Source organism: Rhizobium sp. WYCCWR 11146, assembly GCF_013591995.1.
Lineage (GTDB): Bacteria > Pseudomonadota > Alphaproteobacteria > Rhizobiales > Rhizobiaceae > Rhizobium > Rhizobium indicum.
In genome coordinates, this window is sequence record NZ_JACCEY010000049.1 from 32,442 (window position 1) to 44,115 (window position 11,674).

General features: G+C 60.9%; 15 protein-coding genes and 1 tRNA gene. 10 read left to right on the top strand and 6 right to left on the bottom strand.

What is annotated here, in order from left to right:
• The first annotated feature begins 28 nt into the window (after positions 1 to 28).
• A tRNA-Leu gene (locus tag HX899_RS34755) sits at positions 29 to 113 on the top strand.
• Between the two features lie 195 nt (positions 114 to 308).
• On the opposite strand, the gene HX899_RS34760 is transcribed toward HX899_RS34755, so the two are convergent.
• Together HX899_RS34760 and HX899_RS34765 are read right to left on the bottom strand one after the other, a co-directional pair.
• Positions 309 to 596: a hypothetical protein gene (locus HX899_RS34760; protein ID WP_003543268.1), complete on the bottom strand. Its 288-nt coding sequence runs from the start codon at positions 594 to 596 to the stop codon at positions 309 to 311.
• Positions 597 to 766: 170 nt separating this feature from the next.
• Positions 767 to 1,051 carry a hypothetical protein gene (locus HX899_RS34765; protein ID WP_181294559.1) on the bottom strand — a complete coding sequence of 95 codons (285 nt, stop codon included), beginning with the start codon at positions 1,049 to 1,051 and terminating at the stop codon, positions 767 to 769.
• A 214-nt stretch (positions 1,052 to 1,265) separates the two neighbouring features.
• On the opposite strand from HX899_RS34765, the gene HX899_RS34770 reads away from it, so the two are divergent.
• The gene (locus HX899_RS34770; RefSeq protein WP_181294560.1) at positions 1,266 to 3,014 is read left to right on the top strand and encodes a cation:proton antiporter; all 1,749 of its coding nucleotides are present in this window, start codon (positions 1,266 to 1,268) and stop codon (positions 3,012 to 3,014) included.
• A gap of 37 nt (positions 3,015 to 3,051) precedes the next feature.
• Here the strand turns inward: HX899_RS34770 and HX899_RS34775 are convergent, their stop codons facing one another.
• On the bottom strand, positions 3,052 to 3,342 hold the full coding sequence (locus tag HX899_RS34775; RefSeq protein ID WP_138389568.1) for a hypothetical protein: 291 nt from the start codon (positions 3,340 to 3,342) through the stop codon (positions 3,052 to 3,054).
• 197 nt (positions 3,343 to 3,539) lie between these two features.
• On the opposite strand from HX899_RS34775, the gene HX899_RS34780 reads away from it, so the two are divergent.
• Positions 3,540 to 4,130: a YqaA family protein gene (locus HX899_RS34780; protein ID WP_017995313.1), complete on the top strand. Its 591-nt coding sequence runs from the start codon at positions 3,540 to 3,542 to the stop codon at positions 4,128 to 4,130.
• Positions 4,131 to 4,208: 78 nt separating this feature from the next.
• Positions 4,209 to 4,724, top strand: coding sequence for a disulfide bond formation protein B (locus tag HX899_RS34785; RefSeq protein WP_181294561.1), 516 nt, complete (start codon positions 4,209 to 4,211; stop codon positions 4,722 to 4,724).
• A 70-nt stretch (positions 4,725 to 4,794) separates the two neighbouring features.
• Here HX899_RS34785 and HX899_RS34790 read toward each other — a convergent pair whose 3' ends face one another.
• Both HX899_RS34790 and HX899_RS34795 read right to left on the bottom strand, forming a co-directional pair.
• The gene (locus HX899_RS34790; protein ID WP_003543279.1) at positions 4,795 to 5,352 is read right to left on the bottom strand and encodes an HNH endonuclease; all 558 of its coding nucleotides are present in this window, start codon (positions 5,350 to 5,352) and stop codon (positions 4,795 to 4,797) included.
• A 111-nt stretch (positions 5,353 to 5,463) separates the two neighbouring features.
• Positions 5,464 to 6,156 (bottom strand): DNA-3-methyladenine glycosylase, encoded by a 693-nt coding sequence (locus HX899_RS34795; RefSeq protein ID WP_181294566.1) that lies wholly within the window; start codon positions 6,154 to 6,156, stop codon positions 5,464 to 5,466.
• Here HX899_RS34795 and gluQRS point away from each other — a divergent pair.
• Positions 6,155 to 7,036: a tRNA glutamyl-Q(34) synthetase GluQRS gene (gene gluQRS, locus HX899_RS34800; RefSeq protein WP_181294562.1), complete on the top strand. Its 882-nt coding sequence runs from the start codon at positions 6,155 to 6,157 to the stop codon at positions 7,034 to 7,036. The genes HX899_RS34795 and gluQRS overlap by 2 nt on opposite strands.
• On the opposite strand, the gene HX899_RS34805 is transcribed toward gluQRS, so the two are convergent.
• On the bottom strand, positions 7,001 to 7,924 hold the full coding sequence (locus HX899_RS34805; RefSeq protein ID WP_029871104.1) for a YihY/virulence factor BrkB family protein: 924 nt from the start codon (positions 7,922 to 7,924) through the stop codon (positions 7,001 to 7,003). The two genes, gluQRS and HX899_RS34805, sit on opposite strands and share 36 nt — an antisense overlap.
• A 76-nt stretch (positions 7,925 to 8,000) precedes the next feature.
• Between HX899_RS34805 and HX899_RS34810 the strand changes: the two genes are divergently transcribed.
• From HX899_RS34810 to HX899_RS34830, 5 genes are all read left to right on the top strand, one after another.
• A complete protein-coding gene (locus HX899_RS34810) occupies positions 8,001 to 8,834 on the top strand; it encodes an SDR family oxidoreductase (RefSeq protein ID WP_181294563.1) in 834 nt (277 codons plus the stop codon).
• Between the two features lie 18 nt (positions 8,835 to 8,852).
• Positions 8,853 to 9,056 (top strand): twin transmembrane helix small protein, encoded by a 204-nt coding sequence (locus HX899_RS34815; protein ID WP_003543288.1) that lies wholly within the window; start codon positions 8,853 to 8,855, stop codon positions 9,054 to 9,056.
• A 238-nt stretch (positions 9,057 to 9,294) separates the two neighbouring features.
• Positions 9,295 to 9,873, top strand: coding sequence for a cob(I)yrinic acid a,c-diamide adenosyltransferase (locus tag HX899_RS34820; RefSeq protein WP_181294567.1), 579 nt, complete (start codon positions 9,295 to 9,297; stop codon positions 9,871 to 9,873).
• Between the two features lie 33 nt (positions 9,874 to 9,906).
• Positions 9,907 to 10,692: a rhomboid family intramembrane serine protease gene (locus HX899_RS34825; RefSeq protein WP_138389563.1), complete on the top strand. Its 786-nt coding sequence runs from the start codon at positions 9,907 to 9,909 to the stop codon at positions 10,690 to 10,692.
• A gap of 186 nt (positions 10,693 to 10,878) precedes the next feature.
• Complete coding sequence (locus HX899_RS34830; protein WP_181294564.1) at positions 10,879 to 11,628, top strand: electron transfer flavoprotein subunit beta/FixA family protein; 750 nt, start codon at positions 10,879 to 10,881, stop codon at positions 11,626 to 11,628.
• Positions 11,629 to 11,674 lie beyond the last annotated feature (46 nt).

Consider the following 11,674-nt stretch of genomic DNA (forward strand, 5'->3'; position numbering starts at 1 on the left):
GTTAGACAGCCGCCCGTTCATATCCGTTGCCCCATTGGCGGAATTGGTAGACGCGCTCGACTCAAAATCGAGTTTCGAAAGAAGTGCTGGTTCGACTCCGGCATGGGGCACCAGCCTTCGCTCTGTGAGCTTCGGCTCGGCAAGCCGAAGAGAGCAGCTAAGCGGAGGCTGTCGCGCCGTAGTTCCGTCAGGAACGAAGGCGGACGGGTTCTATAATGCTCCGGTTGGCTGCACCATCATCTCAAATGCCTTGCCTTGCCTCAAAGAATCGATGGCCCTACGGAAGGAATTTCGCATCTAAGCGAAGCTTACTTATTCTTCAGCAGCCACATCTTGCCGGCCATCGTGATGCCGTAGACGTCTTTTGATGCGTCGTCATCCAGGTGCCGCCTTTCGAGAAAACCCGGCTCCTTCAACTCGCCCAACGTCTTGGCAGTGACCGACTTTATTTTCTGAGGCCGCTCTTTCCACCGGTCAGTTTTTGCATAAGTAACTGTCGCATTCTCGTGCGTCCATTTATTGGCTGGCTGAGGATAAAGGTCTCCATCCCTGGCGAGTTTAAGTGCGGCGATCTGGGACGGCGTAAGCTCAATCATACTAAAAGATCCTGTGCGGGCGGTGTTTGCGCTGGGAACGCGCTTTTACCAAAGGCGTGCTCATAACACCGACAGACGACTTTCACCACCGCATTGAGATATTCTTGCCACAAAAGGCGAAAACCCGGCTCGTCGGAACCGGGCTTCGTCCTTATCGCATATTTTTTTCGTTAATTGCAGCGACGGACCGTCTTGGTGACCTCGCCTTCGTCGGTCTGTCGGGTGACGCTCCTGGTTTCGCAGCCATTATCGCGGTAGCGGCGGTGCTCACGTTCGCGCACAGCACCAAAAGTAACGCCACGTTCGCTGATGGTGATGCCGGGTCGTACCCGCTCGTGGCGATAGCCGTCGTCATAGGAATGCTCCCTGACATAGACGCTGTCGGCAAGAACAGGCGCAGCAAACGAGCAGGCGGCAAGGGCCGCCACAGTACAGTTCAGGATGATCTTCCGCATGTCGTTTCTCCTTGTCTGATGAAAGGGCAACGAGACAAGACGCAAGTGGTTCCAACATCGGTGACGGCCCGACCGTGCCGTGGACGACGTCTGCGCCGCACTGGTCAGGACTGAGAACGAAGGCCTCAAACAGTAGCCCATCCCCCAAATCAACTGTTTAATTTTGCTTGCGCTTCGTCCAAAGTGGCCGCCGCTATCACAAGAGAGGGCGGACGTGCATCAGGAAGTAGGACTTATCGCGACGGTCGCCGTCAGTTTCGTTTTCGCGGCGATCCTGGGCTATGGTGCCGACCGGCTTCGGCTGCCGCCACTCGTCGGCTACCTGATGGCGGGCATCCTGATGGGGCCGTTCACGCCGGGCTTCGTCGCCGATACCGCCCTTGCCGGCCAGCTTGCCGAAATGGGCGTCATTCTTTTGATGTTCGGCGTCGGCCTGCATTTTTCCGCCTCCGACCTGCTCGCCGTGCGCGGTATCGCCGTGCCTGGCGCGATCGGACGGATTATCCTCGCCACCCTCTTGGGCATCGGCCTTTGCAAACTCTGGGGCTGGAGCCTCGGCGCCGGCATCGTCCTCGGCCTCAGCCTGTCGGTGGCGAGCACGGTCGTTCTCTTGAAGGCGCTGGAGGAGCGCAATCTCGTCAACGCGGCAAGCGGACGCGTCGCCGTCGGCTGGCTGATCGTCGAGGACCTGGTGATGGTGCTGGCGCTGGTGCTGCTGCCGGCGCTCGCAGAGCTTCTGGGTGGTAATGCCAGCACTACGACCAATCACGGCCTCGGTGACCTGCCGCTTGCGCTGACGATCGGCCTGACGCTGCTGAAGGTTTTGGCCTTCGCCGCCATGGCGATCTTCCTCGGTCCTCGCATCGTGCCCTGGCTGCTGACGATGATCGCCCGCACCGGCTCGCGCGAACTCTTCACACTGACGGTCTTGGCGATCGCTCTCGGCATCGCCTTCGGTTCGGCGGCAATCTTCGGCGTCTCCTTTGCGCTCGGCGCATTTTTCGCCGGCGTCGTCATGAGCGAATCCCAGCTCAGCCACAGGGCGGCCGCCGACTCGCTGCCGCTACAGAATGCCTTCTCCGTGCTGTTCTTCGTCTCCGTCGGCATGCTCTTCGACCCCTCGATCCTGGTGCGCCAGCCGCTGGCCGTGATCGGCGCGCTGGCGCTCGTCATCCTCGGCAAGGGCATCATCACCTTCCTCATCGTCATCCTGCTCAGATATCCGATCAGCATGGGACTGACATTGGCCGGCGGCCTTGCCCAGATCGGCGAGTTTTCCTTCATCCTCGCCGGCCTCGGCGTCTCACTCGGCCTCCTGCCGCATGAGGGCCAGGATCTGATCCTGGCTGCCGCGATCCTGTCGATCACGCTCAACCCGATCGTGATCTTCGCAACCGACGGGCTGAAGAAATATATCCATGCGAAATGGCCCTCCCTCTGGGAAAGCTACGGCAGGAAGAGGCAGAAGGCGCTCGGCAAAGAATTGGAAAAGATCAGGGCGCTCGGCGAAGAGCGCGAGCGCCAGCATCAACTGAAGATGCAGCAGCTGATCGAGACTTTCCCGCTGTTCTCCCAAGTCAACGAGGACGCGCAGGAGGAACTGTTGCTGCTCTTCAAGGCGAAATCCGCTCCACCAGGCGAACGCGTCATCCGCCGCGGTGACCGCGGCGACAGCATGTATTTCATCTCGTCCGGCGCGGTGGAAGTGCGGCTCGCCAGCGGCGCGATCCGTCTGGATCCGGGCGCCTTCTTCGGGGAAATGGCGCTGCTGACCGGCGCACGGCGCACCGCCGACGTCATCGCCGTCGACTTCTGCCAGTTCGAGGTGCTCGAACGGCGCGACTTCAACATGTTCATGTCGCACCATCCACATCTGCGCGCCGCCGTTAGCGAAATGGCCCAGAAGCGGACGGAGATGAACGTCCTGCGGCAGCAATGGGAAAAGTCGATGGACCTGTCCTGACGCAAACAGCGCCGCATGTCACGCTACCGTGATTGCCTCAGCCCGCCGGCCAATAGCCGTCGGAGCGGAAATCCTCCGGGATTGGATCAAGCCGCGACAACGTCTCGGCTGCGAAATCGATCTGCAGCGACAAGTGTTTGAGAGACGCCAGCATTGGCACACCGGTCGCGAATTCCCGGATGCGGGACAGATGATAACCGCTCTCGCTGATCCGTCGGGCAGCCTCCCGGCGCACGTCCTCTTTGCTTGGTCCGCGCCCCTCTTCGGACCAGTTATCCATTTGCACGGCCCGCCCACGGCCGCCTTCGATCACTTTGAACATTCTCATGCCACCTTGCACGTCGACCCTAAATCAGCTTGCCGCAGAATGGCAGATTCGCAATCCTGCGAAATCTTGGGAGAGGCGCTGACACCCCGCATCACGAAAATTTTTTGACGGCGGTGGCAGGAAGGACACGGGCGAGCATTTACAGCGCCGCGCACGGCCCCTAAAGCTCTTTTGCACTGCAACAGGAAGGAAACGGAATGCTCCGCAGACTTTACGACTGGACCATGTCTCTGGCCGCGCGCAAATCGGCCGAAATCTGGCTCGCCGTCATCGCCTTCGTCGAAAGCTCCATCTTTCTCGTCCCCGCCGATGTGCTCTTCCTGCCGATGGCGCTTGCCAGGCCGGAACGCTCCTATCGCTACGCGCTGGTCGCGACCGTCGCATCCGTACTCGGCGGCATCGCCGGCTGGGCGCTCGGCTTTTACGCCTATGAGACGGTGGCGCGGCCGGTTCTCGAATTCTATGGCAAGCTCGATGCCTTTGAGCAGATGAAGGCCTATGTCACCTACGAGTGGATCCTGCTGCTGCTTGTCACATCAGGTCTTGCGCATCTGCCGCCGATCAAGATCGTGACGATCCTGTCTGGCGTCATTCACGTCAATCTGGGCCTTTTCATTGTTTCGGCGATTATTGCACGCGGCGCGCGTTTCCTCTTCCTCGCTTGGCTGCTGCGCCGCTACGGCGAGCCGATCCGTGACTTCATCGAGAAGCGCCTCGGCCAAATCGTTGGCATCGGTGCCGCTACCGTGATCGTGCTATATGTCGGCTACCGCTCTTTCGCTCACTAGGCGAGGATGATTTTCGGCCGCACAGGCCTAAAATCTCAATCTGCATCTCATGCTCTACTAAACTCGCGGAGCTCCGCCATGACTATTTCCTCGCCGCTCGCCCGCCCCGGCTTTGTCTATTCCATTTTGCTCGCCATCGGCATGGCGGCGGCGGTCGGCACCGCGCTCGGCTTCCAGTATATCGGCGGTTATATTCCCTGTGCCCTCTGCCTGTTGCAACGGCAGCCCTATTATTACGCCATCCCGATCGCGATCCTGGCCGCCATCTCCGAGCTCGTCGGACTGCCGAACTGGATCACCCGGGCGCTCATTCTCGCGGCCGGCATGCTGATGCTGGTGACGGCAGGCATGGGTGTCTATCACGCCGGTGTCGAATGGCATTTCTGGCCTGGCCCGGCCACCTGCTCAACGACGGCAAGCAGCATGGCGACCAATGCCGGCGATCTGCTCGGTGAGCTCAACACCATCAAGGGCCCGTCCTGCACCGATGCGGCGCTGCGGGTGCTCGGCCTGTCTTTTGCGGGCTGGAACGTGATTGCCGGAATTCTGCTCGCAGCCTTCGCCTTTGTCGGCGTTCGCAAGGCCGCCTCATAAAATTATGCAGCATTTGAAGTCCTATAGCGCTACGCGTCTGAAAAGACGCGCAGCGCTGTAAGCCGTTCGATCAGGGCTGCAGTTCGGTATCCCAGTAGAGATAGTCGAGCCAGCTTTCATGCAGGTAGTTCGGCGGGAACAGCCGGCCGTTATTGTGCAGATCCTGCACCGTCGGCTGGTAGGGCTTCTGCGCCGGGAACATGCCTGCCTGCTTTGGAAGCTTGCTGCCCTTGCGCAGATTGCAAGGCGAACAGGCTGCCACGACATTCTCCCAGGTGGTCTCGCCGCCATGGGCGCGCGGGATGACGTGATCGAAGGTCAGGTCGTCATGGGCGCCGCAATACTGGCACTCGAAGCGGTCGCGCAGGAAGACGTTGAACCGGGTGAAAGCGGGATTGCGGGACGGCTGAACGTAAGTCTTCAGGCACACGACACTCGGAAGCCGCATCGAAAAGCTCGGCGAAGAAACCGAATGTTCATATTCTGCAATGATGTTCACACGGTCGAGAAATACCGCCTTGATCGCGTCCTGCCAGGACCACAACGACAAGGGGTAATAACTCAGTGGCCGGTAGTCAGCGTTCAGGACGAGCGCCGGCAGGGCCTGTGGGGAGACTGCAATCGTCAAGGGACTCTCCTGATCGATTCGGCATCTGCACCTGTATATTAGGCCGGTTGTTACAGGATTGTGAAGTCCAATAAATTCAGAGGATAAAGGCAATTTGAAGAGTGTTGCCGATCAGCCGATCGGCACCATGTCACGGCGCATCTTCGTGGTGTAGTAGGCCCAGAAAAGCCGTGCCGCTACCGAGCGCCACGGCGACCAGACTTCCGAAAGCTCAGCAAGCGCCTTCGCCTGCGGCCGTGCGGCCAGACCGAATGCCGCCCCGACGGCATTCTGCAACGCGACATCGCCGGCCGGGAAAACATCGGCATGGCCGCAGCAAAACATCAGATAGACCTCTGCCGTCCACGGTCCGACGCCCTTCAGCGCGGTCAGTTCGCCAAGCGCCTCGCCCGGCGGCTTCAGGCAGAGCCCGGAGAGATCGAGACGGCCGGAAGCGACCGCCTCGGCAATCCGCGACAGCGTCTCGGCCTTGGCGCGCGATAGGCCGAATTCGCGCCACGCCTCGGCGTGAAGCAGTGCGTAACCTTCGGCCGTCAGCGAACCGTCCGCCGGCAGCATGCGCCGCCAGATCGCGTCGGCGCTGGCGCGCGACACCATCTGCGAGACGATGATATGGGCAAGGCCGGCAAAGCCGGGCTCGCGCAACCTGAGCGGAATGGCCCCGGCCTCCGCAACGATCGGCGCAAGACGCGGATCGAGGCGAAGCAGCGCTTCGAGCCCCTGCCTGACATCGTCTTCGTTGCGGATGATCTGCACATTGCCTCGCAGTGGTTCAAAATTCGAATCCATGGCAGAAGAAAGCATGACCACGAGTGAGCGTCAAAAGCCTGTCTTTCGTTTTGCGCCGAGCCCCAACGGACCGTTGCATCTCGGACATGCCCTCTCGGCCCTTCTGAACCGCGACATGGCGCAGGCCGAACAAGCGCGCCTGCTGCTGCGCATCGAGGATATCGACCAGACGCGCTGCACGCCCGAGTTCGAGGCCGGCATCCTCAGGGATCTCGAATGGCTTGATATCAGCTGGGAAAGCCCGGTGCGGCGGCAGTCGGAACATTTTCCCGAATATCAGGCGGCGCTGCACGCACTGATCGAGCGCGAACTGGTCTATCCGGCCTTCCTGACGCGCGGCGAGGTGAAGGCGCGCGTCGTCGCCTACGAGGCGGCGGGTGAACCCTGGCCGCGCGATCCCGACGGCACTCCGCATTATCCCGCAAATGATCGCGAGCGTCCGGCAGACGAATGGCGGGACATGCTGACCTCGGGAAAGAAACATGCCTGGCGGCTCGATATGCGCAAAGCGCTCGACCTGATCGGCGAACTGCTGTTCTGGACGGAAACCGGCGACGGCAGGACAGGCGAGATTGCCGCAGAACCCGACGTCTGGGGCGACGTCATCCTGTCGCGCTCGGATGCGCCGTCGAGCTATCATCTTTCCGTGGTCGTCGACGATGCGCTGCAGGGCGTCACCCATGTCGTGCGCGGGCTAGACCTGTTCCACGCCACATCGGTGCACCGGCTGTTGCAGGTGCTACTCGGCCTGCCGCAGCCGGTCTATCATCATCATCGTCTCATTCTTGGCGCCGATGGCCGCAAGCTTTCGAAAAGCCAAGGCGACAGCGGGCTTGGCGAATTGCGCGCCCAGGGCATGTCAAGGGCGGATATTCGCCGCCTTGTCGGGTTCTGATTGCCTTTCGACACGCTCTCTGCCGACGATCGAAAGCGTGTGGGAGAACATCCGGAAGACGCGGAACTTGATCAGCGCTGCATTGATCTCCGCCCCGATGATGAAGATGACGCCGACCATGTAGAGGAAGATCAGCACGATCATGACAGAGGCGAGACCGGCATAGGTTGCCGTATAATTGGCGAAGGTCGCGAGATAGTAGGCAAAGATCAGCGCGCCGGCGAGCCAGAGAAGCAGCGTCAGCAGCACCCCGGGAATGACGTCGAAGACCCGCCGCTTGCCGGCCGGCAGCCAGAGATGCATGACCAGCAGACCGACGGTCAGAACCACCAGCGTGCCGTAGATGCGCCAGCTGAAGACGATGTCGAGCGTATCGGCAAACAGCGGAAACCACTTCCTCGAATAGTCGAGCGCCAGCGGCAGGGCGACCAGCAGGATGCTGATCGCCGTGAAGATGATGACCGCGATCAGCACGTAGCCCAGGCTGGCGAGACGCGTGAAATACCAGGGCCGCGTTTCCTGCACCCGGTAGGCGCGGTTGAGCGAAATGCGCAGCGCCTCGACACCGTTCGAGGCGAAATATGCGGCCGCCAGCACCGAGATCGTCAGCAGCCCGCCGCGCGGAATGGTCAGCACCTGCAGCACCTGGTCGGCGAGCGGTTTGGCGATCGCTTCGGGCCAGGTGTCGAAGATCAGGTGGATGGCGGTCGAGGAAAACTGATCGGCGCCGAGGAAGCTCGCAAGCGCCGTGCCGAAGATCAGGAAGGGGAAAACCGCAAGCAGGCTCGACAGCGCCACATGGCTTGCCATGGCGAAGCCGTCGTCCTCGACCATGTGACAGATCGCGTCATAGACCACGTCATAGATCGTGCGCAGCACCTTCGGCATTCCGTCTCCGGCTTTCCAGATTGTATCCTCTGGCCGAATATGGGAAACGAGTCCCATTTTGTACAGGAATCATTCCATGGCGGGAGAGCGCACCATCGTCGTGACCGGATGTTCGTCCGGTATCGGCGCTCATTGCGCGCGGGCGCTGAAAGCAGATGGCTGGCGCGTCTTCGCGACGGTGCGCAAGCCGGACGATTTTTCGGGGCTGGAAGCAGACGGCATCGAAGCCTTCCTGATGGACTATGCCAGGACCGAGACGATTTCCGACCTGGTCGGCGCGGTTCTGGAACGCAGCGGCGGTCGCATCGACGCCCTCTTCAATAACGGCGCCTATGGCCAGCCGGGCGCCGTCGAGGATCTGTCGACGGCAACGCTGCGCGCGCAGTTCGAGGCGAATTTCTTCGGCTGGCATGAGCTGACGCGGCAGGTCATTCCGCCGATGCGCAAACGCGGAGAGGGAAGGATCGTGCAATGCTCGTCGATCCTCGGCGTCGTCCCCTATCGCTATCGCGGCGCCTACACCGCGTCCAAATTCGCACTCGAAGGCCTGAGCATCACCCTGCGCATGGAGTTGCAGGGCAGCGGCATCCATGTGAGCCTGATCGAGCCGGGACCGATCGCCACGCGGTTCACCGCCAATGCGCTCGCAAAGTTCAAGGAGCATATCGACCTCGAAAATTCGCCGCACGCGGTCGATTACATCAGGCAATTGGCGAGACTTGACGGATCGGGGCCGGTCAACCGCCATAAACTCGGCCCGGAAGCGGTCTATTCTGTGTTGAAACACGCATTGAACTCGAAAAATCCGAGGCCACATTATCCCGTAACGACTCCGGCTAAGCAGGGCATGTTCCTGAAGCGGCTGCTTCCAGCAGGCCTCTTCTACCGCCTGATGCGCTGGATGGACTGACTGAGAAAGCTGAACGCCATGTCCACGGTCACCTATATCCTCGCGATCATCGTCATGGGCCTCGTCGCCCTCGTCCTGATCCGCGGCCTCTTCAACATGATGAAGGGCGGCGATCCCAACCGTTCCAACAAGCTGATGCAGCTTCGTGTGCTGTTGCAGGCGATCGCCGTCATTCTGATCATGGTGACGCTGTGGGTGACCGGCGGCGGCCGTCCGACCTGACCGGGCTAACCTAACGATAGAGGGGTAAATATGGGTACTATCGCCTCCTCGAACTCCCTCATTCCTGTGCTTGTCACAGGAATCCAGCCACCGCGCGTCCGCGCGGTGAATAACCAAATACAACGTTCAAAAAAGTCTCCCGCGCCCAAAGACTTGGGCGCACTGGATTCCTGTGACGAGCACAGGAATGAGGGAGGGTGGAGTGACGTGGCCGCCCTCCATCGACTGGCGGTGTGACATGGTGAAGCTCAACAAGATCTACACCAAAACAGGCGATGACGGTACGACCGGGCTGGTGTCCGGTCCGCGCCGGCTCAAAGACGATCTGCGCGTCGAGGCCTACGGCACCATCGACGAGGCCAATTCCGCGATCGGCATGGCGCGGCTGCACACGGCCGGCTTGCCTGAACTCGACGCCATGCTGATGTCGATCCAGAACGACCTCTTCGATCTCGGCGCCGATCTCGCCACCCCTGACACCGGTGAGCCGCCGGCCTACGAGCCGCTGCGGATCGCCGAGACGCAGGTCGACCGCGTCGAGCACGATATCGACCAGCTGAACGCCGGCCTGGAGCCGCTGAAATCCTTCATCCTGCCAGGTGGCAGTCCGGCCGCCGCACATCTGCATCTTGCCCGGACGATTGCGCGCCGAGCCGAGCGTTTGATGGTGGCGCTTGCTCGCACCGATGGCGAAATCGTCGGCGAGCCGGCGATGAAATACGTCAACCGCCTCTCCGATTTTCTCTTCGTCGCCGCGCGTCATGCAAATGACCAAGGCCATGCGGATGTACTTTGGGTTCCGGGAAAAAACAGATAGGCTTGCCGTGTTCACGATCGCCGGGGGGCCTTTATGTTCATACCACTTCACGATGCCAATACGCTGAAACATATCAAGGTTCAGTGGGTGACGCTCGCACTGATCGCGCTGAATATCGCGGTCTGGCTTTTGACCAGCCTGGAGAGCGAACAGGCAGCCCAGGCGACGACTGTCGGGCTCGGCTACATCCCGGCGATTGCCTTCGGCCATGCGATGCTAGCGCAGGGGCTCGAAATCGTGCCGGAACCGCTGACCTACCTCACCTACGCCTTCGTCCATACCGGGTTTTGGCATTTGGCCGGCAACATGATCTTCCTCTGGGTCTTTGGCGACAATGTCGAGGATGCGATGGGGCATCTCCGCTTCCTGATCTTCTATCTCGTTTGCGCGGCCGCCGGCGCGCTCTGCCACGGCCTGCTGACCATGACCTCGGAAGCGCCGCTGGTCGGCGCATCGGGGGCGGTCTCCGGCGTCGTTGCCGCCTATGTCATGCTTCATCCGCGCGTCAGGGTCTGGGTGCTGGTGTTTTTCCGTGTGCCGTTGCCCTTGCCGGCCTTCGTGCCGCTGCTTTTGTGGATCGGGCAGCAGTTCTTCATGCTGGCGATTGCACCTGACGGCGACGTTTCCTGGGGCGCGCATGTTGGCGGCATCCTTGCCGGCGCTTTACTGATCCTGCTGTTGCGCCGGCCTGGTGTGCCGCTCTTCGACCGGCAGATCGTCACGCCCCGCGCCGTGAGGAACGACCCGGGCGCCGGCCCGGCCATCGCAGCCGGCACGGACGGGCGGACGGCGCAGCGATTTCCCTGGGGCCGCCGCTAACGACGATATTGACGTGAACGTAAACGTCCATATATTGCCGAGGCAAATCGCCTGCCGGCGTCATGCAAGCGTTGAATTTGGAGGAAAAACGCGTATCCATGTCGCCATTCGACAATCGGAGCGGCGTCCGAACGCGCATTTTCTAAAAAAGTCTCCGAAGCCAGTTTCTCCTGAAGGAAGGACCACATGAAGATACTCGTGCCAGTCAAACGGGTTGTCGACTACAACGTGAAGATCCGGGTGAAGCCGGATGGCACGGGTGTCGAGCTTGCCAATGTGAAGATGTCGATGAACCCGTTCGACGAGATCTCGGTGGAAGAAGCGCTGCGGCTGAAGGAAGCCGGCAAGGCCGAGGAAGTTGTGGTCGTCTCGATCGGTCCGGCCAAGGCCGAGGAGACGCTGCGCACCGCACTTGCCATGGGTGCCGACCGGGCGATCCTGGTCGAGACCGACGATCAGATCGAGCCGCTCACCGTCGCCAAGATCTTGAAGGCTGTGGCCGATGCCGAACAGCCGGGTCTGATCATCGTCGGCAAGCAGGCGATCGATGACGACAGCAACCAGACCGGCCAGATGCTGGCAGCACTGCTCGGAACTGCCCAAGCGACCTTCGCCTCGAAGATCGAGATCGGTGATGGCAAGGCTCAGGTAACCCGCGAAGTCGATGGCGGCCTGCAGACGATCGAGATCAAGCTGCCGGCGGTGATCACCACCGATCTGCGCTTGAACGAGCCGCGTTATGCCTCGCTGCCGAATATCATGAAGGCGAAGAAGAAGCCGCTCGACAAGAAGAGCCCTGATGATTTCGGCGTCTCGACCACGCCGCGCCTGAAAGTGCTGAAGACCGAGGAGCCGTCCGGCCGCAAGGCCGGCGTCAAGGTCAAGTCGGTCGCCGAACTGATCGACAAGCTCAAAAACGAAGCCGGCGTGCTGTAATCAGCTGGGAACAGGAGCCATCATCATGACCATTCTTCTTCTGGCT

Coding starts and splice junctions, on each gene's coding strand:
- HX899_RS34760 (WP_003543268.1), bottom strand. CDS start 596: ATGATTGAGCTTACGCCGTCCCAGATCGCCGCACTTAAACTCGCCAGG.
- HX899_RS34765 (WP_181294559.1), bottom strand. CDS start 1,051: ATGCGGAAGATCATCCTGAACTGTACTGTGGCGGCCCTTGCCGCCTGC.
- HX899_RS34775 (WP_138389568.1), bottom strand. CDS start 3,342: ATGAGAATGTTCAAAGTGATCGAAGGCGGCCGTGGGCGGGCCGTGCAA.
- HX899_RS34780 (WP_017995313.1), top strand. CDS start 3,540: ATGCTCCGCAGACTTTACGACTGGACCATGTCTCTGGCCGCGCGCAAA.
- HX899_RS34785 (WP_181294561.1), top strand. CDS start 4,209: ATGACTATTTCCTCGCCGCTCGCCCGCCCCGGCTTTGTCTATTCCATT.
- gluQRS (WP_181294562.1), top strand. CDS start 6,155: ATGACCACGAGTGAGCGTCAAAAGCCTGTCTTTCGTTTTGCGCCGAGC.
- HX899_RS34795 (WP_181294566.1), bottom strand. CDS start 6,156: ATGCTTTCTTCTGCCATGGATTCGAATTTTGAACCACTGCGAGGCAAT.
- HX899_RS34805 (WP_029871104.1), bottom strand. CDS start 7,924: ATGCCGAAGGTGCTGCGCACGATCTATGACGTGGTCTATGACGCGATC.
- HX899_RS34810 (WP_181294563.1), top strand. CDS start 8,001: ATGGCGGGAGAGCGCACCATCGTCGTGACCGGATGTTCGTCCGGTATC.
- HX899_RS34815 (WP_003543288.1), top strand. CDS start 8,853: ATGTCCACGGTCACCTATATCCTCGCGATCATCGTCATGGGCCTCGTC.
- HX899_RS34820 (WP_181294567.1), top strand. CDS start 9,295: ATGGTGAAGCTCAACAAGATCTACACCAAAACAGGCGATGACGGTACG.
- HX899_RS34825 (WP_138389563.1), top strand. CDS start 9,907: ATGTTCATACCACTTCACGATGCCAATACGCTGAAACATATCAAGGTT.
- HX899_RS34830 (WP_181294564.1), top strand. CDS start 10,879: ATGAAGATACTCGTGCCAGTCAAACGGGTTGTCGACTACAACGTGAAG.